This window comes from Sulfitobacter sp., from assembly GCF_041552635.1.
Taxonomy (GTDB): domain Bacteria; phylum Pseudomonadota; class Alphaproteobacteria; order Rhodobacterales; family Rhodobacteraceae; genus Sulfitobacter.
The window spans coordinates 1-22584 of record NZ_JBFEKM010000025.1; the positions used below are offsets into that span (position 1 = coordinate 1).

24 protein-coding genes and 1 pseudogene are annotated in these 22584 nt (G+C 58.5%); 9 read left to right on the top strand and 16 right to left on the bottom strand.

The genetic code is table 11. The features are described from left to right. From ABYT07_RS04625 to ABYT07_RS04640, 4 genes and pseudogenes are all read right to left on the bottom strand, one after another. Positions 1–451 (bottom strand): annotated as a pseudogene (locus ABYT07_RS04625) (glutathione S-transferase family protein); the annotation flags it as partial. 290 nt (positions 452–741) lie between these two features. Next, positions 742–954: a hypothetical protein gene (locus ABYT07_RS04630; protein ID WP_008227659.1), complete on the bottom strand. Its 213-nt coding sequence runs from the start codon at positions 952–954 to the stop codon at positions 742–744. A gap of 52 nt (positions 955–1006) precedes the next feature. After that, positions 1007–2788 carry an acyl-CoA dehydrogenase C-terminal domain-containing protein gene (locus tag ABYT07_RS04635; RefSeq protein ID WP_372989804.1) on the bottom strand — a complete coding sequence of 594 codons (1782 nt, stop codon included), beginning with the start codon at positions 2786–2788 and terminating at the stop codon, positions 1007–1009. A gap of 51 nt (positions 2789–2839) precedes the next feature. After that, complete coding sequence (locus ABYT07_RS04640) at positions 2840–3241, bottom strand: MerR family DNA-binding transcriptional regulator (RefSeq protein WP_372989805.1); 402 nt, start codon at positions 3239–3241, stop codon at positions 2840–2842. 229 nt (positions 3242–3470) lie between these two features. Between ABYT07_RS04640 and ABYT07_RS04645 the strand changes: the two genes are divergently transcribed. Next, the gene (locus tag ABYT07_RS04645; RefSeq protein WP_372989806.1) at positions 3471–4205 is read left to right on the top strand and encodes an autoinducer binding domain-containing protein; all 735 of its coding nucleotides are present in this window, start codon (positions 3471–3473) and stop codon (positions 4203–4205) included. 144 nt (positions 4206–4349) lie between these two features. Beyond that, on the top strand, positions 4350–4547 hold the full coding sequence (locus tag ABYT07_RS04650) for a hypothetical protein (RefSeq protein WP_372989807.1): 198 nt from the start codon (positions 4350–4352) through the stop codon (positions 4545–4547). Here the strand turns inward: ABYT07_RS04650 and ABYT07_RS04655 are convergent. Beyond that, positions 4544–4921 (bottom strand): MerR family DNA-binding transcriptional regulator, encoded by a 378-nt coding sequence (locus ABYT07_RS04655; protein WP_372989808.1) that lies wholly within the window; start codon positions 4919–4921, stop codon positions 4544–4546. The two genes, ABYT07_RS04650 and ABYT07_RS04655, sit on opposite strands and share 4 nt — an antisense overlap. A gap of 115 nt (positions 4922–5036) precedes the next feature. Between ABYT07_RS04655 and ABYT07_RS04660 the strand changes: the two genes are divergently transcribed. The 3 genes from ABYT07_RS04660 to ABYT07_RS04670 are packed head-to-tail and all read left to right on the top strand — an operon-like array spanning position 5037 to position 7331. Then, on the top strand, positions 5037–5465 hold the full coding sequence (locus tag ABYT07_RS04660) for a PaaI family thioesterase (protein WP_372989809.1): 429 nt from the start codon (positions 5037–5039) through the stop codon (positions 5463–5465). After that, on the top strand, positions 5462–5974 hold the full coding sequence (locus ABYT07_RS04665) for a PaaI family thioesterase (protein ID WP_372989810.1): 513 nt from the start codon (positions 5462–5464) through the stop codon (positions 5972–5974). Before ABYT07_RS04660 ends, ABYT07_RS04665 begins: the two co-directional genes overlap by 4 nt. Then, entirely contained in the window at positions 5967–7331 is a 1365-nt protein-coding gene (locus ABYT07_RS04670; protein ID WP_372989811.1) for an MATE family efflux transporter, read from the top strand. The genes ABYT07_RS04665 and ABYT07_RS04670 overlap by 8 nt, the downstream gene beginning before the upstream one ends. A 47-nt stretch (positions 7332–7378) precedes the next feature. Here ABYT07_RS04670 and arsC read toward each other — a convergent pair whose 3' ends face one another. The 4 genes from arsC to ABYT07_RS04690 are packed head-to-tail and all read right to left on the bottom strand — an operon-like array spanning position 7379 to position 9535. Further along, positions 7379–7726: an arsenate reductase (glutaredoxin) gene (arsC, locus tag ABYT07_RS04675; RefSeq protein WP_372989812.1), complete on the bottom strand. Its 348-nt coding sequence runs from the start codon at positions 7724–7726 to the stop codon at positions 7379–7381. Further along, positions 7723–8766, bottom strand: a complete 1044-nt coding sequence (locus tag ABYT07_RS04680; RefSeq protein ID WP_372989814.1) for a quinone-dependent dihydroorotate dehydrogenase — start codon at positions 8764–8766, stop codon at positions 7723–7725. The genes arsC and ABYT07_RS04680 overlap by 4 nt, the downstream gene beginning before the upstream one ends. After that, on the bottom strand, positions 8763–9194 hold the full coding sequence (locus ABYT07_RS04685; protein ID WP_372989815.1) for a DUF1330 domain-containing protein: 432 nt from the start codon (positions 9192–9194) through the stop codon (positions 8763–8765). The genes ABYT07_RS04680 and ABYT07_RS04685 overlap by 4 nt, the downstream gene beginning before the upstream one ends. After that, a complete protein-coding gene (locus ABYT07_RS04690; RefSeq protein WP_372989816.1) occupies positions 9191–9535 on the bottom strand; it encodes a DUF952 domain-containing protein in 345 nt (114 codons plus the stop codon). The genes ABYT07_RS04685 and ABYT07_RS04690 overlap by 4 nt, the downstream gene beginning before the upstream one ends. 166 nt (positions 9536–9701) lie before the next feature. On the opposite strand from ABYT07_RS04690, the gene ABYT07_RS04695 reads away from it, so the two are divergent. Beyond that, positions 9702–11258, top strand: coding sequence for a bifunctional UDP-sugar hydrolase/5'-nucleotidase (locus ABYT07_RS04695; protein ID WP_372989817.1), 1557 nt, complete (start codon positions 9702–9704; stop codon positions 11256–11258). 244 nt (positions 11259–11502) lie between these two features. Further along, positions 11503–12186, top strand: coding sequence for an SOS response-associated peptidase (locus tag ABYT07_RS04700; RefSeq protein ID WP_372989818.1), 684 nt, complete (start codon positions 11503–11505; stop codon positions 12184–12186). Between the two features lie 40 nt (positions 12187–12226). Here ABYT07_RS04700 and ABYT07_RS04705 read toward each other — a convergent pair whose 3' ends face one another. Further along, positions 12227–12592 (bottom strand): hypothetical protein, encoded by a 366-nt coding sequence (locus ABYT07_RS04705; RefSeq protein WP_372989819.1) that lies wholly within the window; start codon positions 12590–12592, stop codon positions 12227–12229. Between the two features lie 81 nt (positions 12593–12673). Beyond that, positions 12674–13567 carry a LysR substrate-binding domain-containing protein gene (locus ABYT07_RS04710; RefSeq protein WP_372989820.1) on the bottom strand — a complete coding sequence of 298 codons (894 nt, stop codon included), beginning with the start codon at positions 13565–13567 and terminating at the stop codon, positions 12674–12676. Between the two features lie 97 nt (positions 13568–13664). On the opposite strand from ABYT07_RS04710, the gene ABYT07_RS04715 reads away from it, so the two are divergent. Both ABYT07_RS04715 and ABYT07_RS04720 read left to right on the top strand, forming a co-directional pair. Beyond that, entirely contained in the window at positions 13665–14888 is a 1224-nt protein-coding gene (locus ABYT07_RS04715) for an acyl-CoA dehydrogenase (protein WP_372989821.1), read from the top strand. A gap of 153 nt (positions 14889–15041) precedes the next feature. Continuing rightward, positions 15042–17222, top strand: a complete 2181-nt coding sequence (locus ABYT07_RS04720; RefSeq protein WP_372989822.1) for a thiamine pyrophosphate-dependent enzyme — start codon at positions 15042–15044, stop codon at positions 17220–17222. Here the strand turns inward: ABYT07_RS04720 and ABYT07_RS04725 are convergent. The 5 genes from ABYT07_RS04725 to pcaD all read right to left on the bottom strand — a co-directional run bounded on the left by ABYT07_RS04725 (position 17219) and on the right by pcaD (position 22575). After that, positions 17219–18451 (bottom strand): mandelate racemase/muconate lactonizing enzyme family protein, encoded by a 1233-nt coding sequence (locus ABYT07_RS04725; RefSeq protein WP_372989823.1) that lies wholly within the window; start codon positions 18449–18451, stop codon positions 17219–17221. The genes ABYT07_RS04720 and ABYT07_RS04725 overlap by 4 nt on opposite strands. Positions 18452–18540: 89 nt before the next feature. After that, positions 18541–19749, bottom strand: a complete 1209-nt coding sequence (locus ABYT07_RS04730) for a TCR/Tet family MFS transporter (RefSeq protein ID WP_372989824.1) — start codon at positions 19747–19749, stop codon at positions 18541–18543. 5 nt (positions 19750–19754) lie between these two features. Then, entirely contained in the window at positions 19755–21080 is a 1326-nt protein-coding gene (locus ABYT07_RS04735) for an adenylosuccinate lyase family protein (protein ID WP_372989826.1), read from the bottom strand. Between the two features lie 3 nt (positions 21081–21083). Further along, positions 21084–21794 (bottom strand): alpha/beta fold hydrolase, encoded by a 711-nt coding sequence (locus tag ABYT07_RS04740; protein ID WP_372989827.1) that lies wholly within the window; start codon positions 21792–21794, stop codon positions 21084–21086. Next, complete coding sequence (pcaD, locus tag ABYT07_RS04745; protein WP_372989828.1) at positions 21787–22575, bottom strand: 3-oxoadipate enol-lactonase; 789 nt, start codon at positions 22573–22575, stop codon at positions 21787–21789. The genes ABYT07_RS04740 and pcaD overlap by 8 nt, the downstream gene beginning before the upstream one ends. Positions 22576–22584: the final 9 nt, after the last annotated feature.

Here is a 22584-nt window from a genome sequence, read left to right on the forward strand (position 1 = left end):
AGTCGCGGCCACTCAGGTGATCGTTCAGCACGGCATAAGCCGCCGAAAGACGCCCTTGCATGAAGCCGATAACTTCCTGCGGGCGTGTATCTTAGGGCAGGAAATTAATCAAAAACCGGGTCATCCCCGCATTCGAGCTGAGCTTGTGATTGTCCCAAAGCACCCAACGCAAAACCTCGCGGCGCTCGGTTGCATCCTTGCCGCCAAACTTGCCAGACTTTTCCGAGACATAGTCTTGGATCACGCCGGACTGGGTCAGGCGAAGGTCGCCATCAATCATAACAGGCGCTTCGCCCATGGCGTTCACGTCGGCCCGGTATTCAGCTGAGCGGGTCTGCCCGCCGAAAAAGTCGACCTTGACCGGCTCCCACTCAAGACCTGAAAGTTGCAAGGCAAGTGCTGCCTTATAGGCGTTCCCGCTTTCGCCGAAGCAATATAGTTTGATGGTCATGTGAGCCTCCCTTAGGTGATTTCTATCTGCATCGGCCGGAGCGGGGGTTTCACACCCCCACACCCCCGTGGAGTTTATTTGGCAAAATGAAGATGGACGTTCTGCGGTTCATTTTTCAGTAGTATTCTAACCATACCCTTGTTGTTGCGCAGCAGGCTGGAGAGCTGAGCGGCGCGCAAAGTGAAGCCCTTCCTTGATTTTGTTCATCGCGGTTAAGGCAGGGCGATCGCGTAGCTTCATTTTGCCAAATAAACTCTCCCCGAAGGGCTGCTTTGCATCGTCATGCACTGCTATTTTTTACGCTCATCCAGTTCCGAATTGAAAAGCCGCAATCGCGCGGTCAGGTTTTCCTCGTTCATCACGCTGTTGAAATTCTCAAACAGGAATGACAAGGCCTCGCCTTCGTCCAGCCCCGCTTGGGCTGAAAACTTCTTGAGCTGCCGATAGCCGTCTTCGGTCATGGCAACAGGAAAGCGGCGGGTCAGGCGAAAGCGTTTTGGCATGGTGTCCTCGCGTCTTGCAGTGGGGTGGGGATCTTCCCCACCCACAGGTAGTTTAGAAGTTTGCGGCTTCCAGCGCCATCACTGTATCCGCACCGGTCTGGATACGCGTCAGGTGCAGCGCGGTGGCAGGCAGTTGACGCGCCATATAATAGCGACCGGTCGCCAGTTTCGTTTCGTAGAAGACCGGGTCAGCGGTGCCATCAGCAAGCGCTTTCTTGGCGGCGAGGCCCATTTTTGCCCACATGAAGCCAAGGCACACATGCCCGAACATATGCATGAAGTCGGTTGATCCGGCCAAGGCATTATTCGGATTCTTCATGCCGTTTTGCATGAAATACATGCCAGCGGCTTGCAGGTCTTTGCTTGCGGCTTTCAGCGGCTCAAGGAACTCCGCGTCGAATTCCGCATCCTGTCCGGCGCTTTCTTTGATGAAGGTTTTGAGCATGTCAAAGAACGCCATCACATGTTTGCCGCCGTCTTGCGCCAACTTGCGCCCCACAAGGTCAAGCGCTTGAACGCCGTTCGCACCTTCGTAGATCATCGCAATACGGGCATCGCGGGTGAATTGGGACATGCCCCATTCTTCGATATAGCCGTGGCCGCCATAGACCTGTTGCGCCTTGACCGTCATGTCATAGCCGACGTCCGTCAGGAAGCCTTTGATTACGGGTGTCATCAGCGACACCAGCCCATCGGCGTCCTTGTCACCGGAGCGATGCGCGGCATCAATCAGGCTGGCCCCCCAAAGAATGAAGGCACGCGCGCCTTCGATAAAAGACTTCTGATCCATCAGACTGCGGCGGATGTCGGGGTGGACGATCAGCGGATCGGCTGGGCCGTTGGGGTTTTCGGTGCCCGTGACGGCACGACCTTGCAGACGATCCTTGGCATAGATCAGCGCGTTTTGATAAGCCGCATCGGCCTGTGCCAAACCCTGCATGCCGACGCCGACGCGGGCTTCGTTCATCATGGTGAACATGGCACGCATGCCTTTGTGTTCTTCGCCCAAAAGATATCCCACAGCACCGTCATAGTTCATCACGCAGGTCGAATTTCCGTGGATGCCCATTTTTTCTTCGATGGATCCGACTGTGACGCCGTTACGTTCGCCCAAAGACCCGTCTTCCTTGACGATGAACTTGGGCACGATGAACAGCGAGACACCTTTGATGCCTTCCGGACCGCCTTCGATCTTGGCCAGCACCAGATGGATGATGTTGTCGGCCATGTCATGTTCACCCGACGAGATGAAAATCTTTTGGCCTGTGATCTTGTAACTGCCGTCGTCTTGAGGGGCCGCTTTGGTGCGCATCAGCCCCAGATCGGTCCCGCAATGCGGTTCGGTCAGGTTCATCGTGCCGGTCCATTCACACGATACCATATTCGGCAGGTAGGTGTCTTTTTGCGCCTGCGTGCCGTGGGCCAGAATGGCCGACGCCGCCCCGTGGGTCAGGCCTTGATACATGGTGAACGCTTGGTTCGAGGCCGAGAACATCTCGCCGACGGCGGTGCCAACGACATAGGGCATGTTCTGGCCGCCATATTCTTCGGGCATATCCAGACCGGGCCAACCGCCTTCCTTGACCTTGGCAAAGGCGTCCTTGAAGCCAGTCGGCGTGTAGACGACACCATTTTCCAAGCGGCAGCCTTCTTTGTCGCCAACGATGTTGAGCGGGGCAAGAACCTCTGAGGTCAGCTTGCCGGCTTCCTCAAAAATGGCCGATGTGAAATCCGCTTCGAGGTCGTCATATCCCGGAATGGACGACGATGTGACGTTCAACACATCATGCAGAACGAATTGAATGTCTTTTACGGGGGCTGTGTAGCTGGGCATTGGTCTATCTCCCTTGGCCGGTTGGCCATTTATCTGGTCGGTATGTGGGTTTTACTCTGCTGCGTTGCGCGTGGTGCTGACCGAGGCGATCATGTTTTCCCCCCATTTCAACTGGGCGCGCAGATCATCAATGGCCTCTGTCATTTCGTCACGCCGCGCTTCAAGATCGGCCAACCGTTCGCGGGCAATCTCGTAGGTACGGGCCAGCTGGGTCTGTTGCTGGTCGTCCATATGATAAAGGTCCAGCAGCTGCCGGATTTCTTCGAGGCTGAATCCGAAACGCTTGCCGCGCAAGATCAGTTTCAACCGCGCACGATCCCGTTTTCCAAACAGGCGTTTCTGGCCTTGGCGTTCGGGGAATAGCAGTTCTTTGGCTTCATAAAAACGCAAGGTGCGGGGGGTCACATCGAATGCATCACACATCTCGCGGATCGTCATTTTTGTGTTGCTCATCGTCAAAGCTCGCTGTTGCAGTGGACGTTATGACAGTGATGTGGCCATCTGCCCTGCAACTTACAACACAAGTTGACGTTAACGTAAGTTAGACGTTGCGTCACTTTGATGTTAAATTTATCAAACGCGGTCGCCTCTTTTGAGGGTGCATTAGGTCACAACTTATGACATAAGTTCTACAACCGGCGCGAGTTCGATTCAGTATTGTGGGGCATCGATGAGCTTTGACATGAATTTTCAAGCATTTACGAAATTATCAAGGCAAGCGGACAGTCCGGGCGCGATTTGGGCGCTTGTTCAGCGGTATGCTCAGGCGCATAAAATTCGCATCGTTACGTATCGCAGCATTGATGTCCAAACCTATGGGGATACGAATTATCCCGCAATTGAATTTGGGATGCCGACGGCGTTTAGAGAAATGTATATCCACGAAAAGTTGTTTCTGAACAACCCTTTGCCCCGTCTTGCCCTGTCCCGAGTCGAACCGTTTTACTGGTCGGATGCGCAGGCACTCGACGCGCTGCGACCCGCTGAAATCGCCTATCTTGATAAGCTGAAAGACGCGGGCGTCTGGCCGGGCATTGCATTTCAGGTATTCGGCCCCGAGGCACGGAATGCAGCAGTAGGGATGTGTTTTGAACCTGATGCGCCACGGCTGTCGCCTGATGCCTTGGCAGAATTTCAACTGGCCAGCCAATCCGCGCACCAGCGGTTTTGCGCCCTGACGGACGGGCCTAAATCACCTTATGCGCGGCTTTCCCCCCGAGAACTGGAGGTTTTGCGCTGGATCGCGCAGGGCAAAAGTAATTCGGTCATGGCCGATATCATGGGCATTTCGCGCCATACCGTGGATACAATCACGCGGCGTATGTTCGAGAAACTGGAGGTCACCGACCGAACCCGCGCTGCTGTGCGCGGCATCAGCTCGGGACTGCTGAGGCAATCTGTCGACAACATAATGTGACGCACCTGCGTGACATGAATTTTTTTTGTGACCGCTATAAGGCGTCAGTCACCGCTTGGACGCAGCAACCCCCACCCAATTCTCAAACCCGTGCCGGCCCAATTCTGGGCTCGATTTCACGATCAACAAAGTGACTTTTTCAAAATGGAACAACCTGTAGGCTCAGATGCGCTCCGCATCGCGGCGAGGCATGTGGAAGACGCCGCATTTGATCTGGCGGCGATGGTCGAATCCGAATTGGTCGCCCAAATGATTATCATCGCAGCCGAGCTTGAGCGCCTTGCGGGGCAGGTCGACAAGCGCTTGGAGGCCGAAAGCCGGAACGTTAAAAACCGGAATTAGGACATCTTCTCCAAGGTCCGCGCCGTGTCGTCGCGCAGACGTTGCAGTTCTTCCATGGCTTCGGCCAATTGGGCGCGCTGTTCTGCAAGTTCGATCAATTGCCGGTCTGCGCTTTTGACCCATGCGTGCATCTGCGCTTCGGTGCCCTCGTTTTCATAGATCAACAGCCACTGCCGGATTCCTTCCAGCGTATAGCCAAATTTCCGTCCGCGCATGATCAACTTCATCCGCGCAATCTCGCGGGGGCCATAGGAACGGGCGCGTCCGTCCCGTTCTGGATGCAGCAATTCAATGTATTCGTAATACCGCAACGTTCTAGGCGTCACGTCGAATTCAGCGCACATTTCCTTAAAGCTCAGGCGTTTGTCGGGCATTGGTGTCTCCTCAATTGCAGAAACTATGCCTAAGTTTTTCCGAGCGCAACAGGCGGGGTTGCTCTTGGTGGCGCGCAGGGTTGATATGGGGCAACAGATCGCCAAGAGGGTCAAAATGACGGATACAGAAAAATTGCGCATCGCCGGTCAGTTCATTTCCGCGCTGCCCTATAGCGAAGCGCTTGGGATGGTGCTGGAAGATCTTGCAGACGGGGTGGCGGTGATCGGTATGCCCTATGATGCAAAACTTGTGGGCGACCCACGCACAGGTGTGATTCACGGGGGGGCCGTGTCGGCGTTGATGGATACATGCTGCGGGGCGGCGGTGATGAGCCATCCCAGCAACCCCGGCGGTACCGCGACGATTGATCTGCGCATCGAATATCTGCGCGCGGCGAAACCCGGACAGCGCATTACCGCGCGTGCAGAATGTTATCATGTGACACGGTCGGTCGCCTTTGTGCGCGCAACCGCACAAGACGAAGAAGATGGCAGCCCGGTCGCCACGGCAACGGGCAGCTTTGTGGTGGAGGGGCACAGATGAGCGGACGCATGAAACCCGAGGCCGTGCAGGTCATCAAAAAACGCCGCGACGGGGCGTTGCATGCGCTGGTCGGCGGTGTGCCGTATATCCAGTTTTTGGGAATCGAATTTGAACGCCGCGGCGATGAACTGACCGCGATTTTGCCGTTTTCAAACAAGTTGATCGGCAATCCAATCATCTCGGCGCTGCATGGCGGTGTGACGGCGTCATTTCTCGAGGTTACGTCGATCATCACCCTAAGCTGGGGAACCCTGTGGGAGGATCTTGAATCCGGTGCCATCGAGGTTGACAAGATGGACGGCGAACACATGCCACGTCTGCCCAAGACAATCGACTTTACCGTTGATTATCTGCGTTCTGGCCTGCCACGTGACGCATATGCCCGTGCCACAATCAACCGGTCAGGGCGGCGCTATGCGTCGGTCCATGTCGAGGCTTGGCAAGACAACCGCGCCAAGCTATTCGCACAGGCAACGGGGCATTTCTTGATGCCGCAACCCCGTGACTGATCCGATTTCCAATGCCGAAGTCGCTGCCGTGGCCAAGGGCAATGCCGCGCCCCGCGATGTGGTGACCCACCGGCGGGTGCTGAATATCGCGATTCCGATTGTGATCTCAAATGCGACCGTGCCGATTTTGGGGGCGGTTGATACCGGCGTCGTGGGCCAGTTGGGGCTGGCCGCACCGATCGGGGCTGTGGGCATCGGGGCCATCATCCTGTCGGCGCTGTATTGGGTGTTCGGTTTCCTGCGGATGGGGACAGTCGGGCTGACCGCACAGGCCGCTGGCAACGAGGATCAGGCCGAAGTGGCCGCCTTGCTGACGCGCGGGTTGTTGATCGGTGGGCTTGCCGGACTGGGGATGGTTCTGCTGCAAATCCCGCTGTTCTGGGCGTCGTTTCAGGTGTCTCCGGCCAGCCCCGAGGTCGAAGGTCTGGCACAGGCCTACATGCGCATCCGGGTGTGGTCCGCGCCTGCTGCAATTGCGCTTTATGCGATCACCGGCTGGCTGATTGCGCTGGAGCGCACCCGCGCTGTGCTGGTTATTCAGGTCTGGATGAACGGGCTGAACATCCTGCTCGATCTTTGGTTCGTGCTGGGGCTTGGATGGGGTGTCGAAGGCGTGGCCTTTGCAACGTTCTTGGCAGAATGGACCGGCGCGGCCTTGGGTCTGTGGTTTTGCCGCGCGGCCTTCCGCGTGCCTGCGTGGCGCGACTGGGCACAGGTCTTTGACGGGCCGCGTTGGATCAACATGATGAAGGTGAACGGCGATATTCTGATCCGTTCGTTGCTGTTGCAGGCGATCTTTGTGTCGTTCTTGTTTTTGGGATCTGGCTTGGGGGACGTAAAGCTGGCGGCCAATCAGGTATTGTTGCAGTTCTTGATGATCACGGCTTACGCGCTGGACGGGTTTGCCTTTGCAGCCGAAGCCTTGGTCGGGCGCGCCATGGGGGCCAAGCAGCGTGATATCTTGCGCCGCGGGGCGCTGTTGACCAGCGGCTGGGGTCTGCTGTCTTGTGCGCTGATGACCGTCGGGTTTGCCCTTGGTGGCGGGGCCATCATTGATTTGATGACGACCGCGCCGATGGTACGTGAAGAGGCGCGCGTTTTCCTGCCCTATATGATCGCAGCACCGCTGCTTGGCTGCGCGTCGTGGATGTTGGACGGTATTTTTATCGGGGCGACACGGTCCCGGGATATGCGTAACATGATGGCGCTCTCGTTCTTGGTCTATTGTGCGAGCGCTGCGCTTTTGGTGCCAAGCTTGGGCAATCACGGGCTTTGGATTTCACTTTTGGTCAGCTTTGTCGCCCGAGGGATCACGCTGGGCCTGCGCTATCCTGCGCTTGAACGGGCCGTGGGGTGATCCGTTTTTATCGAAAAAAGCGGTTCGGAATTTTGTAAAATTCCGGCTCACTCCGAGAGCAAATCGTTCACCGCTTCAGGGGGGCGACCGATGATGGCCTTGGTGCCTTTGAACGCAATTGGGCGTTCGATCAGAATCGGCGCGTCGGCCATCGCTTGCATCAACTGACCGTCATCGCTGTCTTTGCGCAGGCCCAATTCTTTGAATTGGGCTTCATTGCTGCGCATCATCTCGATCGGGCGGCACCCCAAAGCGGACCGCGCCGCCTCAAGTTCGGCCAGCGATGGGGGGTCTTCAAGGTAACGCCTGACAGTTACCGCAGTCCCGGACGTATCAATAATCGCCAATGTCTGGCGCGATTTTGAGCAGCGCGGGTTGTGCCACAGCGTGATCATAGCCAGTCGCCTTTCTTGGTGCCCACGGCCTGCGCCACCGATGCAAACCCGTCACGGGCCAACAAGGCATCCAGCCCGTGAACGATATCGCCCACCAGCGACAACCCACCATAGACAAGCGCCGTGTAAAGCTGAACGGCAGATGCCCCCGCACAAATCTTGGCATAGGCGTCTTCGGCACTACTGATCCCGCCGACCCCGACCAAGGGGATATCCGTGAACGTTGACAGGCGCGCCAGTACGCGGGTGGATTTCTCAAACAAGGGCGCGCCGGACAGCCCGCCCATCTGGTCGCGGTGCCGGCTGTTCAGGCCCGTCCGGTCCAACGTCGTATTCGTTGCAATGATCGCGGCCACGCCGGACTGATTGGCGACGTCTGCGACATCTGCAATCTCGGCCTCTGTCAGATCGGGCGCGATCTTTAGGAACACGGGCGTGGTCCCGCGCACCGCCATCACGCCTGCCAGCAGCGCTGACAGCGCGGCCTTGCCCTGCAAATCGCGCAACTTTTCGGTATTCGGCGACGACACATTCACCGTGGCAAAATCTACGTGATCGCGGGCAGCTTCCATTACTTGGGCGAAATCGGCGGCGCGGTCATTGCTGGTTTTGTTGGCCCCAAGGTTCAGGCCAACCGGAATGCCGGGTGTGCGGTCCCGCAGACGCGTGCAGATCGCCTCCATCCCTTCGTTGTTAAAGCCGAAACGGTTGATGGCAGCGCGGTCCTCGGTAAGGCGGAACAGGCGGGGTTTGTCGTTGCCCGGCTGGGGTAGGGGCGTGGCGGCACCCACTTCGATAAAGCCGAAGCCGGCCTTGGACAGTGGCGCAATTGCTGTCGCGTTTTTGTCAAACCCAGCGGCAAGGCCAACGGGGTTGGGCAGGTCCAGCCCGGCTAGGGTCGTTTTCAGCCGCGCCGAGGTGACCGGGCCGGGAGACATCGCAAGCCCCGCCTGCAAGGCAGAAATTGCCAGCCCGTGAGCAGCTTCCGGATCGATCTTGCGCAGGGCGCGCAGGCCAATTTGTTCAGCAAAACGTTTCATGCAAATTCATCCGTGATGGGCAGGGGGCTGGTGCGGATCAACCGCGATGTGGTGACAGCAGCCTGACGGTGGACAACCGCCCGTTTGTACCGTGGGTCCGATATCATTTGCAAAAACGCATGTGCATTGGGGTAGGCGGCGATGAACATGATGTCCCATGCCTCGTCGCCGGGTCCGATCAAGGTCGCCTCGAACTGGCCGCGCCACGCGATGGACCCGCCAACATCGGCCAGCACTGGCCCGCTTGCGGCACCATAGTTCTTATAGGCCTCGGCACCGGTCAGGCCGTCAGAGGCAAGCGCGTGATCGGCAGGATAGGCCGCAAGATCGCGAAGCCGCACAAGGTTGAGCATGTGCAAGGGCGTGTCGCGGTCCAACCCTTTGAAGGCGTCAAATTGTGCCCGGTCGGGATCGACATATTGGGTCATTCGTTTGCAAACCCTGCCGGAAACTGATGCGCCCCGTTTTCAAGCGGTAACGGCTGCGCCCAAGCTACGTCTTCGATCTTTAGATCACGGTAGAGATGGGGAAACTCGGCACCGCCGCGCGACACCTCCCATTTGATGTCATCGCCCAGCCGGTCGGTTTCCACTGCGAGAAGGAACAAACCATCTTCGTTTGCGAAATGTTTGGCAGCCGTTTCGGCAGCTTGGGTCGCGGTTGAAAAATGGACATAGCCGTCAGCCACATCAATAGGCGCACCTTGGGTTGTCCCCGCGCTGCGCAGCGCTTGCCATTCGTCGGCGCGAAATATTTTGTAAATCAACATGGATCCCGTGATGCCTTGGCGGGGCCAAACGGTCAAGACCTGTGCAGTCTGACGGATGTTTCGCCGCCTGACCTAGGGGCAGGGTGAGTTCGGTGCAAATGGTCTTTGACAGATTGCAGGGCTACGGCCACGATACGGCAGAATTTCAACTCTGGGGGATACCACCATGAAACGATTCCTGACCGCCACGGCGGCGCTGGCCCTGACAACGGGCATGGCGCAAGCTGATTATAGCCTGACCATCCTGCACACCAACGATTTCCACGCCCGGTTTGAGCCAATCAGCAAATATGACGGCCCTTGTTCTGCCGAAGACAACACCGCCGGCGAATGTTTTGGCGGCACCGCCCGTCTGGTGAACGCGATCAAGGACGCCAAGGCACGCACCAACAACTACATTCTGGTGGATGGCGGCGATCAATTCCAAGGGTCTTTGTTCTATACATATTACAAGGGCCAGATGGCCGCCGAAATGATGAACATGCTGGGTTATGATGGCATGACCGTGGGCAACCACGAATTCGACGACGGCCCCGAAGTACTTGCCGGTTTTATGGCCGCGCTGGAATTCCCGATCCTGATGTCGAATGCCGATATCTCGGCTGAGCCGCTGCTGGCGGGCAAGTTGGCGAAATCTGCGGTGATCGAACGGGGCGGTGAAAAGATCGGCTTGATCGGTCTGACGTCCGAAGACACGGATGAATTGGCCAGCCCGGGTGAAAACGTGGTCTTTACCGATTCCGTTGCTGCCGTTCAGGGCGAGGTTGATTTGCTGACCTCACAGGGCGTGAACAAGATTATCGTGCTCAGCCACTCGGGCTATAAAGTTGACCAGATGGTTGCTGAAAACACCACCGGTGTTGATGTGATCGTGGGCGGGCATTCGAACACGCTGTTGTCGAATACCAACGACCGCGCCGAAGGGGCATACCCCACGATGGTCAAGGAAACCGCCATCGTGCAGGCCTATGCTTATGGTAAATATCTGGGTGAATTAAACGTGACCTTCGATGACGAAGGCAACGTCAAGGAAGCCTCGGGCGAGCCTGTGCTGATCGACGCAGGCGTTGTCGAAGACGAAGGCACCTTGGCGCGCATTGCTGAAATGGCACAGCCGCTGGACGAAATCCGCAACAAGGTCGTGGCCGAAACCGCCGAGATGATCGACGGCGACCGTGCCGTGTGCCGCGTGATGGAATGCCCGATGGGTAACCTGATTGCGGACGCGATGCTGGCCCGTGTGGCCGATCAGGGCGTTGATATTGCGATCCAGAACAGTGGCGGGATCCGGTCATCAATTGATGCAGGCGAAATCACCATGGGTGAAGTGCTGAGCGTGCTGCCGTTCCAGAACACGCTGTCCACGTTCCAGGTTTCTGGTGCCACGATCCTTGAGGCGCTTGAAAACGGTGTCAGCCAGATCGAAGAAGTCGCAGGCCGCTTTCCGCAGGTGGCGGGTATGACCTATGCCGTAGACCCTGCCGCCGAAGTTGGCAGCCGGATCAGTGACGTTTTGGTATCGGGCGAACCGATTGACCCTGCCAAGATTTATGGCGTTGTGTCCAACAACTATGTGCGCAACTGCGGCGACGGCTATGCGATGTTCAAAACGGCTGAAAACGCCTATGATTACGGCCCCGACGTGGCCGATGTCACGGCTGAATACATCGCGATGAACGGGGCCTACACGCCCTACACCGATGGCCGCATCACGCTGAAGTAAGCGGATTTTCACGAAACGAAAGGCGCGCCCCATCTGGTGGCGCGCCTTTTTCCGTTCAATGTGCTTTGCCTTGCCGATCTCAAACCAAAGGCCGCTGCTGTCGAGCCTATCGAATGTTCGATAAAACCGGGATCGTCATGTCAGGCTCGGCCGTTCTCGACTTGGGCGGTGGCACCCCCTATATTTGCTGCGATAAAACGCCCTTTGGTGCCCGTCGCCAAAGGTTGACCAAAGGATGCCGCTGATGTGTGGACGTATGGCGCTAAGCCTGCCGCAAGATGCGATGGCGCAGCTATTCAATGCTCGCCCGGCCAATGATTTGCCGCCGGTGCCCGACTTTAACATTTGCCCGACTGACAGCGTACACATCGTAACCCGCGCCGGTGATGGACCGCGCAGCTTGTCCGCGATGCGGTGGGGGCTGGTACCGCAGTGGTACAAAAAACCAGATGATGGCCCGCTGTTGATCAATGCCCGCGCTGAAACCGTTGCGGACAAGCCCGCGTTTCGCGACGCGGTGCGCTTGCGGCGTGGGCTGGTGATTGCGTCGGGTTTCTATGAATGGACCAAAGACGCGGACGGTGGCAGGGATCCTTGGTACTTTACCCGCACCGACGGGCACCCCTTGGCGTTTGCCGCGATCTGGCAAGAGTGGGCGGATGTGGATCAATCCCGCTTGCGCAGCTGCGCCATTGTCACCACAGCGGCCAAAGGGTCTATGACCGATATACACCACCGCGCCCCTGTGGTGATAGACCCGTCAGACTGGGCGCTTTGGCTTGGGGAAAAAGGCAAAGGGGCCGCCCCCCTGATGCGGGCAACGGCCGATGGCGTTCTGGGCTGGCACCGCGTTGGGCGGGCCGTGAATTCAAACCGGGCGTCTGGCCCTGCGTTGATTGCCCCGCTCGGGGACGCGCATGCCGAATAAGCGATGTTCTTGGACGGCACGCAAATTGGCGTTGATCACCCTAGTTACTGGCTGACGGATCGCTTTCCAAAGGAGCCATGTCGAAACTTATCGCGCCATCAAAACTTGTCTCGCCGACCGAACTGGTAAAGATGAGGGGCGAGCCGGCTCCGATTACATAAGTGTAACTGTGGCCTGCTTCCAAATTGCCGGACTGCCATGCCTGATCTTGGCCAACCACGGCGCGCGTCGAAGACGATTGATTGATGAACTCCAGCTTATCCCCTTCAGTGACATAAGAGATGTCTGGAAAAAATGCCTCGTCCAAAATGAGAATTTGATAGGTTTCGGCCAACGCACTGGTAGCACTGCTGGCGGTGGCAAATATGACAAAGGCCAAAGCACCTTTGCGAAACGAAATTGGCATGTCTATGCTCCTAGCAACGGCCCCATCGGGTTACAGAGGATATTGTTAACAGGCGATTGCGGCGGAAATTTGACGCGGCAACTATAGAATGTGATCGGTTTGACCCGCAAGCCATGTCTTGAAAGACCTGAGCGCGGCTGTCTCGGCGCGGTCCTCGGGCCAGACCAGATAGTAATTCCCGATGCTTTGGGTGGTTTGCGTTGACGCCAGTACCAGTTGCCCGTCGCGAAGATACGGGTCAGCAGAAAAGGTCGGCAACAGGGCCACGCCCAACCCGTGCACGGCGGCATGCGCCATGGTGGAAAACTGATCGAACATCATCCCCGAAGGTGGTTCACGTGCGACCCCAAGCGCTGCCAGCCACCTGGCCCAGCCGCGCGGACGGGTATCGAGGTGCAGCAGCGGATAGGACAGAATTTCGCTGGCGTCTTCAAGTGGGGCGTCCAGTAAATCGGGGGCGCAGACGGGCACAACGGTTTCCGGCATCAGATGCAGATAGCTGACGCCGGGCCAGTCCTCCTTGCCAAAATGTATCGCAGCGTCGAATGCACTGTTTTGAAACGCAAAGGGATGCAAACGCGTGCTGAGGTTTACAGTGACCTCGGGATGGGTCTGGGCAAAGTCGCGCAGACGCGGTGCCAGCCAATGCATCCCAAAGCCCGGCAGAATGGCAAGGTTCAACGCCCCCGCCATCGGGTTCGTGCGCGCCGAAATCGATGCCTGCGCCAGCCGGTTCAGCACGTCACGCACCTGTAGAACATAGCTTTCTCCCGCTTCGGTCAGGACCAGCTGCCGCCCTTGTCGGGCAAGTAAGGGCACGTTCAATTGTGCCTCCAAGGTCTTGAGTTGCCTGCTGATTGCGCTTTGCGTCAGGGACAATTCCTGTGCGGCTTGCGTGGCGCTGCCAAGGCGGGCAACTGCCTCGAATGCCAGTAATGCGTTGATCGAGGGTAGAAACCTTCGCGGGGCAATCATATGACTAAAACTCATAGGTTCAGGATAAACCAGCGATAGTATTCTGCGCGCGATTTTGCAATACTTTGGCCGAAGTAACACCCCGGAGGAAATTTCTATGAACGCCGAAGCACCCATTCTGAAAGCCAAAGACGCCCCTGATCTGGGGAGCTTTGACTGGACGGACCCTTTCCGCCTGACCGATCAGTTGACTGAAGACGAGCGGATGATTCAGGACAGCGCCCGCGCATACGCGCAAGAAAAGCTGCAGCCGCGCGTGATCGACGCTTATGCCAATGAGACGACAGATGCCGGCATTTTCAAGGAAATGGGCGACATGGGTTTGCTGGGTGTCACAACCCCCGAAGAATACGGCGGCCTTGGCGGCAACTATGTGTCCTATGGCCTTGTCGCCCGCGAGGTCGAGCGCGTGGACAGTGGTTACCGGTCGATGATGTCCGTGCAATCCAGTCTCGTGATGTACCCGATTTACGCCTATGGCTCTGAAGAGCAGCGCAAGAAATACCTGCCCAAACTGGCCAGCGGCGATTTCATTGGTTGCTTTGGTCTGACCGAACCTGACGCGGGCTCCGACCCGGCTGGCATGAAGACACGGGCAATCAAAACCGCGACGGGCTACAAGCTGATCGGCTCCAAAATGTGGATCTCGAACGCGCCAATCGCCGACGTGTTCGTCGTCTGGGCCAAGTCCGAAGAGCATGGCGGCAAGATCCGCGGCTTCATCCTTGAAAAAGGCATGAAAGGTCTGTCCGCGCCAAAGGTCGGCAACAAGCTGTCGTTGCGCGCATCCGTGACTGGCGAAATCGTGATGGACAACGTGGAAGTCGGCGAGGACGCATTGCTGCCGCATGTTCAGGGCCTGAAAGGTCCGTTCGGCTGCCTGAACCGTGCGCGGTATGGCATCAGCTGGGGCGCGTTGGGTGCCGCAGAATTCTGCTGGCATGCGTCTCGTCAGTACGGCTTGGACCGCAAGCAATTCAACAAGCCACTTGCGCAGACACAGTTGTTCCAGAAAAAGCTGGCGGATATGCAAACTGAAATCGCGCTTGGCCTGCAAGCGTCTCTTCAGGTTGGCCGGTTGATGGATGAGGCAAAAGCCGCGCCTGAAATGATCTCGATCGTAAAGCGCAACAATTGTGGCAAGGCGCTGGACATCGCACGGATGTCGCGCGACATGCACGGCGGCAACGGCATCAGTGGCGAATATCAGGTGATCCGCCACATGATGAACCTTGAAACCGTCAATACATATGAAGGCACCCATGACGTGCATGCCCTGATCTTGGGACGCGCGCAGACTGGATTGCAGGAATTTTTATAAAACTGGAATGAGGGGGCTTTCTGCCCCCTCAAACTCCCCCGAGGATATTTAAGAGCCAGAGAAGACAGAAACAGCACTGTTCTTCTCTGGCTCTTAAATATCCCTGCCGGAGGCACCTTTTGGTACTTCCCGAAATGAACGAGGAAGGTAGCGATGGACCGCGTACAGATCGTCCACGAAAATTTTCTGCGGCGCGTTGGCGCGCAGGATTTTCCAGATGGGGGTGGTATTACCCCGGGTTTGGATATTGAAGAGGCTACCGGTCTTTTCCGGGCGCAGGTTCTTTCACGGGCACTGGATCTGCAAAGCAGGGTGATGCAAAAGCAGGGGCAGGGGTTTTATACCATCGGCTCCAGCGGGCACGAAGGCATGGCGGCGGTTGCCCATGCGCTGCGCCCTGATGATATCGCATTTCTGCATTACCGGGACGCGGCTTTTCAGATTGCGCGAGCGGATCAGGTTGATGGCCAAGATATGCTGCGCGACATGCTGCTGTCGTTTGCCTGTTCAGCCGATGACCCAACCAGCGGGGGGCGGCACAAAGTATTGGGCAGCCGTGCGCTGATGATTCCGCCGCAGACATCGACCATTGCCAGCCATCTACCCAAGGCGGTTGGGGCGGCCCATGCAATTGGCCTTGCCCGACGCAACCCACCAGAGCATGGCGTACTGCCACGTGACGGCATCGCGATGTGCAGCTTTGGTGATGCCTCGGCCAATCATTCGACGTCACAAGGTGCGATCAATGCAGCATGCTGGACGGCCGTTCAGGGCGTTCCAATGCCGCTTTTGTTCGTCTGTGAGGATAACGGTATCGGTATTTCGACCAAGACACCTTCGGGGTGGATCAAGGCGTCGATGTCCGCGCGCCCCGGGTTGACCTATTTCGAGGCCGACGGGCTGGATCTGTTTGCGGCCTATGCCTCTGCCAAAGAGGCAGCTGATTTTGTCCGCATCCACCGCAAACCTGCATTTTTGCATCTACGGACTGTGCGCCTCTATGGCCATGCGGGGGCGGATGTTGCGACCTCTTATTTGCCCAAGGCCGAGGTCGAGGCAGACGAGGCCAATGATCCCTTGCTGCATAGCGCCCGTCTGCTGGTTGCTGCCGGTGCCTTGAGTGCGGATGACGCCCTGACCATTTATACGCAAACGCTGGAAAAGGTGGCTGAGGTTGCGCAAGATATCGTGACCCGACCGCGCCTGAAAACGGCCCATGATGTGATGGCCAGTATCATTCCGCCAAAGCGGGCCTGTGCCGCGACGAACGGGCCAAGCGCGCAGGATCGGCGCGACATCTTGGGCAACGAGATTGGCCAGATGGACACGCCGCAACCTCTGTCCAAGATCATCAACTGGACGCTGCATGACGTGATGCTTGCCCACCCCGAGACATTGCTGATGGGCGAAGACGTCGGTCGCAAGGGCGGCGTTTACGGGGTCACGCAAAAGCTGCAATCGCGCTTTGGCCCCGCACGGGTCATCGACACGCTGCTGGATGAACAAAGCATTCTTGGCTTTGCCATCGGTGCTGCACATAATGGCTTTATCCCGATGCCGGAAATCCAGTTCCTTGCCTATTTGCACAATGCCGAAGACCAGTTGCGCGGAGAGGCGGCGACATTGCCGTTTTTCAGCAATGGCCAATGGACCAACCCCATGGTGCTGCGCATCGCCGGGCTTGGCTATCAAAAAGGCTTTGGCGGGCATTTTCACAACGACAATTCCCTTGCCGTTCTGCGTGATATCCCGGGGCTGATTATTGCCTGCCCGTCGACCGGTGCAGATGCCGCAATGATGCTGCGCGAGGCGCATCGCCTCGCACGCGAAGAGCAGCGCGTGGTGGTCTTTGTGGAACCCATCGCACTTTACCCGATGCGCGACTTGCTCGAGGCGGGCGATGGTGGTTGGATGACGACCTATCCTGACCCGGATCGGCGGATTTCCATGCAGGACATCGGCGTCCATGGCGACGGCACCGATCTGGCGATCTTGACCTATGGCAATGGGCATTACCTTAGCAGGCAAGCGCAGGCCGATCTGGCAGGCCAAGGCATCGCCGCGCGCGTGATTGATCTGCGCTGGCTGGCCCCGCTGGCCGAAGACGCAATCATCGACGCCGTCGGTGACCGCCCTGTTTTGATCGTTGATGAATGTCGCCGCACGGGCGGGCAGGCCGAAGGGCTCATGGCCCTGATGGCCGAGCGTGGCGTTGCCCGCGCCGCACGCCTTACCGCCGAAGACAGCTTTATTGCGACGGGTCCCGCCTATGCCGCGACCTTGCCATCCCGCGAGGGGATCGTGGCCGCGGCACTGGATGTGCTAAAGACCTAGTCTTTGACCGATGGCGCACCCCCCTCAAAGGCGTTGCCATTCACATAGTCGCAAGGGGCTTCTTGCATCTGCAAATGCAGATCATGCCCCTCGTAGGGGTGCGCACGCGCCAAAGCCTCGTCGACCTCTATTCCGAGACCTGCTGCGGTGGGGGCGGAAATAAAGCCGTCTTCGACCCGGATTGCCCCCTTGATCAGTTGGTCATGAAACGGTGTCTCAATACATTCGCACATCAAGATATTGGGAATAGAGACAGCCATATGGATATTGGCGGCCCACTCGATAGGCCCCGCATAAAGATGCGGTGCGATTTGCGCGTTGTACACTTCTGCCATGGCCGCGATTTTCTTGGTTTCCCAAATGCCGCCAGACCGACCCAAAGCAGGTTGTAAAATCGCCGCAGCACCTGCGCGCAACACGGGTGCGAATTCCGCCTTCGTGGTCAGCCGCTCTCCGGTCGCGATCGGAATGCGCACGGCGCGGGCCACAGCCGCCATCTGCTCCACGGCGTCAGGTGGAATAGGTTCCTCGTACCACAGCGGACCGTAGGGCTCGATCGCTTGACCCAAGCGGATGGCCCCTGCCGTGGTAAACTGCCCATGGGTGCCAAACAGTAAATCGGCCTTGTCGCCAACGGCCTCGCGGATCGCTTTGCAAAACGCGACAGATTGGCTGATGTCGGACATCGCGGGCATGTGCCCCCCGCGCAACGTGTAGGGGCCGGCAGGGTCAAACTTGATTGCAGTAAACCCGCGCGCCACGCAATCCGCCGCCGATTCCGCCGCCATCTCGGGCGAGGTCCAAAAGGCGCTGATGTCATGATGCGGCAAGGGATACAGATAAGTATAAGCGCGCACTCGTTCATTCATGCGCCCCCCGATCAGCGCATAAACCGGGCGGTCGCGGTCCTTGCCCAAGATATCCCAGCAGGCGATCTCAAGCCCCGAAAACGCACCCATCACAGTTAGATCAGGCCGCTGGGTAAACCCCGAGGAATAGGCCCGCCGGAACATCAATTCGACATTTTCGGGGTTCTCGCCCTGCATGTGACGCTCGAAAACATCCGCGATAACGGCGCGCATGGCATCCGGTCCAACTGAGGAAGCATAGCATTCCCCCCAGCCCACAATGCCGGTATCCGTCGTTATCTTGACCAAGATCCAGTAACGCCCGCCCCATCCAGGTGCAGGTGGTGCCGTCACAATCACCTCAAGATCTTGTAGTTTCATCGTGCGTTCCTTTCTTCCAAATGGTAAAAAATCCGGGGGGTTTGGGGGCTCGCCCCCAATTTATTGCATGTATGGGGCTTGCCCCCATCTTAGGTCGCGCCCCCTGTCGGCACCCGCCAGCGCAGAAAAACCGAAACCGCCACAATCGTCAGCACCATGGATAACAAGAACGGTGCCCCCGGAAAGTAGATCGCAGCCTCAGGCGCGGTAAAGACCGCAAAGGTTCCCGTCATCACCAAGGGTCCCACCACCATCGCAAGTGCAGATGCCGACGTCAGCACACCTTGTAATTCGCCTTGTGCATTTTGCGCCACAGCCTGCGACATGACCCCCTGCAACGCGGCGGGGATGACACCGGCCAGCGCTGCCATGGGCGTCAAAATCAGAATTGTCATACTGGACGTGATAGTGGCGATCAGGAAATATGTGGCGACGCTAAAGACATAGCCAAACAGCACGGTGCCACGTTCGCCAAACCGTGCCAAAACGGGCCGGATCAGCACCCCTTGAACCAGCGCCATCGCCACGCCGAACAGCGCCAGCGATCCGCCGATCATGGCCGGGGACCAGTCAAACTGCGCCTTGCCAAAAAAGCTCCAGACCGACGGATAAACCGCGAAGGCCAGATGATAGAGGAAATAGACCAGCAACAGCCGCCTGATGCCGGGCAATTGCCCCAAATGCTTGACCGCGCCGAACGGGTTGGCGCGCCGCCAAGACATCGCGCGGCGGATTTCAGGGCTGACAGTTTCTTTCAGCACAAACCAGCCAAAAGCCACGTTGCCTGCGGCCAGTGCCGCTGCGGCCCAGAATGGCGCACGGGTGCCGAACTCAGCCAGCATGCCCCCCGCCACAGGGCCCAAAACAAAGCCCGCCCCAAAGCCGGCCCCGATCAACCCAAAATTGGCCGCGCGGTCTTTGGGGGCGGAAATATCGGCCATATACGCACTCGCCGTGGCCCCCGTGGCGGCGGAAATGCCGCCCACAACACGGCCCAGCAACAGCAGCCAGATTGATCCGGCGACGGCCATCACCACGTAATCCAACGCCATCACGGTCAAGGACATCAGCAAGACTGGGCGGCGGCCAAAGCGGTCCGACAAGCTGCCGACCAAGGGGCTGAACAGAAACTGCATCACCGCGAATGTCGTCGCCAACACACCGCCCCACAGGGCTGCGCGCGACAGGTTCGCGCCTTGGACCTGCGCAATCAGATCGGGCATCACGGGGATGATCAGACCGATGCCCATCGCGTCGATCATCACGGTCAGGACAATGAACAATACCGCCGGACGCATCCGTGCTAAAGCGCGTGTGCGCGGGCGATGAAGGTTTCGGCGTCTTTTGCGGCGTGGCCCATCTGATGCATCGGCTCGAACAGGCCTTCCGGCAGGTCGGGGTAGTCGGCGCGGGCCAGATCAGCCAACGGCACCTGCTTTTCTTGCGCGTCGCGGCATAGTTGTTTGGTCACTTTCTGTGCTTCGGGCCGCGACATTGTCTCTGCCAAGGCAAAGCTAAGCGCTTCGGCGTGGATCAACCCAAGGCTTGCGGTCAGCGCATGGTGCATCTGCACCGGATGCGGCGTCACACCCGCCACGAGGGTCTTGGTATGGTGCAAGGCCGCGGCAAGGCAAAGTGCCAGTTGAGGCACCGCCATCCATTCGGCAAACCACGCCCCGCCATCGCGCTGGTGTTGATGGGCAGCAGCAGCTTGCAAGGTGGCGCGTTGCCCGGTGAACTGATGCCCAAGGGCGATGATGGCCGATGGCCCGACGGGGTTTTGCTTTTGTGGCATGGTAGAGGACGCCCCCGACGCGCCAAGGGCGATTTCCTCAATGCCGGTCATGGTCAGCCCGATCACGCTTTGCCCGATATGCGACAGCGCGGCCATGACGCGGCCTTGCCAGTCTGCGATGCGCAGGATCGGGGTGCGGTCCACATGCCAACTGCGTTTCGGGTCGCTCAGGCCAAGGGCTTTGGCCAGTTGGGCGCGGGTTTCAGCCGCTTTGGGTCCAAGGGCGGACCCAGTGCCCGCAGCACCCGACAGCGATACGAACAGGGATGTGGCACGCAAGGTTTCCAGTTCCTCAAGCGCGTCAATCAGGGGCATGCCCCATTCTGCCAGCACCGCACCCCAACTGGTGGGCGTGGCATGTTGACCATAGGTGCGCGCGGGCAGGGGCAGGGTCTTGTGATCCTCGGCCGTCGATGCAAGCGATGCGATGATCGTGCGTAAATCGGCCTCGGCCAGCCCCAATGCCTGACGCAGGCGCAGCATCAGCGCGGTGTCGATGATATCTTGGCTGGTGGCCCCCCAATGCACGTGCTGGGCAAATTCGGGGGCCTGCATTTCAGCGCGGAACTGCGCCAGAAGCCCTGGCACGCTAACCCCGTTTTCGCCCGTAGCCTTGGCAATCGCACCGGGATCGACCTGAATTTCCAGCGATGCACGGTGGATCGCGGCCGCGCTTATCTCGGGGATCACCCCAAGACCGCCTTGCACCTTGGCCAGCGCGCCTTCGACCAGCAGCATCGCGCGGATTGCGGCGGTGTCCGAAAACAGGCGTCCGGCATCCCCCGTTGGGAAAAGTTGCGCATAAAGGGGACTGTCGAAGACGCTGGCGGCCATGGGTTACCTCTTGAGGATCGTATCAATTATGTGCGCCAAGCCTTTGGGATCGGCAAAGAAAGGCGAATGTCCCGTGGACATCTCATAGACATCCGCGCTTGGCCAGTCTTGGGTCATCGTGACCTGATAGGCGGGTGGAATGGTGCGGTCGTCCATACAGCGGATATAGCTGCGCCTTTTGGCGTCGGCACGGGCCGTATCTGGCAGCGCAACGGTGGTGGGGGCCACGGCCTGCGGGCACAATAGCGGGTTGGCAAAAGCGGCGACGCCATCGGGACAGTCGTTGTAGAACAACGCTTCGGTCATGGTCGGATCAAGGGTAAAACTTTTGCCATCCTCGCGCATCTGCACCGCTGGCATCAACGGCTGGCTGGGGGCCTGTTTGCGCATCTCGGCCAACGTCATGCCGGGGGCGGGGACGTATGCGCATAGATAGATCAGTTGCGCCATGGCCTCTGGGTCTTTCTGAGCGGCGGCGCTGATTGCAAAGCCGCCCATGGAATGACCCAGAACAACCGTTTCAGGCGTTGATGCGGCCAGCACCGCATCGGCATAGCTGTCCAGCGTGACGTCATTAACCGGCGTTTGATCCGCCCCATGGCTGGGTAGGTCAATGGCGCGGGGGCTGTGACCCAACGCGGTTAGCGCGGGGATCAGATCGCGCCAGCACCATGCGCCATGGCACGATCCGTGAACCAAAAGGATATCAGACATGCCCGACGCCTTTCAGAAAATCGGTCAGGACCTGCGCGTATTCTTGTGGGTTCTCGACGCAAGGCAGATGGCCGGTTCTGCGGATCACATGGAACTTGGAACCGGGTATCAGATCAACGGTTTCGCGCACCAGATCGGGCGGTGTTGATCCGTCCTCGGACCCTGCAATACCCAGACAGGGCAGACGCAGGCCAGCCGTCGGGGTATAGAAATCGGTGCCGGAAATCGCGGCAGAGCATCCGGCATAGCCGTCGCGTTCCTGACGGGTGACCATATTGCGCCACAGCTCAAGCTCGGGCGTGGCACGGAAATCTGGGGCGAACCAACGTTCCATGATCGCATCGGCAAGGCTTTCGATGCCGTTTTCCTGCACGTCTTTGATGCGGCTTGCCCACATCTCGGGGGTGCCGATCTTGGCGGCTGTATTGGACAGCACCATCGCGCGGATCAGGTCCAGACGCTTGGTCGCGAGCCCTTGGGCGATCATGCCGCCAATGGAGAGCCCGACAAAGACGCAATCCTTAACCCCAAGGAAATCCAGCAGTTTTTCCGTATCCGTGATCAGCGAACCCATCGAATAGGGCGCAGGCGGACAGGTGGACAGGCCATGACCGCGCTTGTCGAACCGGATGATCCGCAGCCCTTTGGGCAGCAGCGGCAGGATCGGATCCCACAAGCGCATGTCGGTGCCAAGCGAATTGGCGAACACCACGGGCGCGCCATCATCGGGGCCATCCACGCGGTAATGCAGGCGAACATCGCCAGTATCAAAAAGCTTCATGGGGCAGGC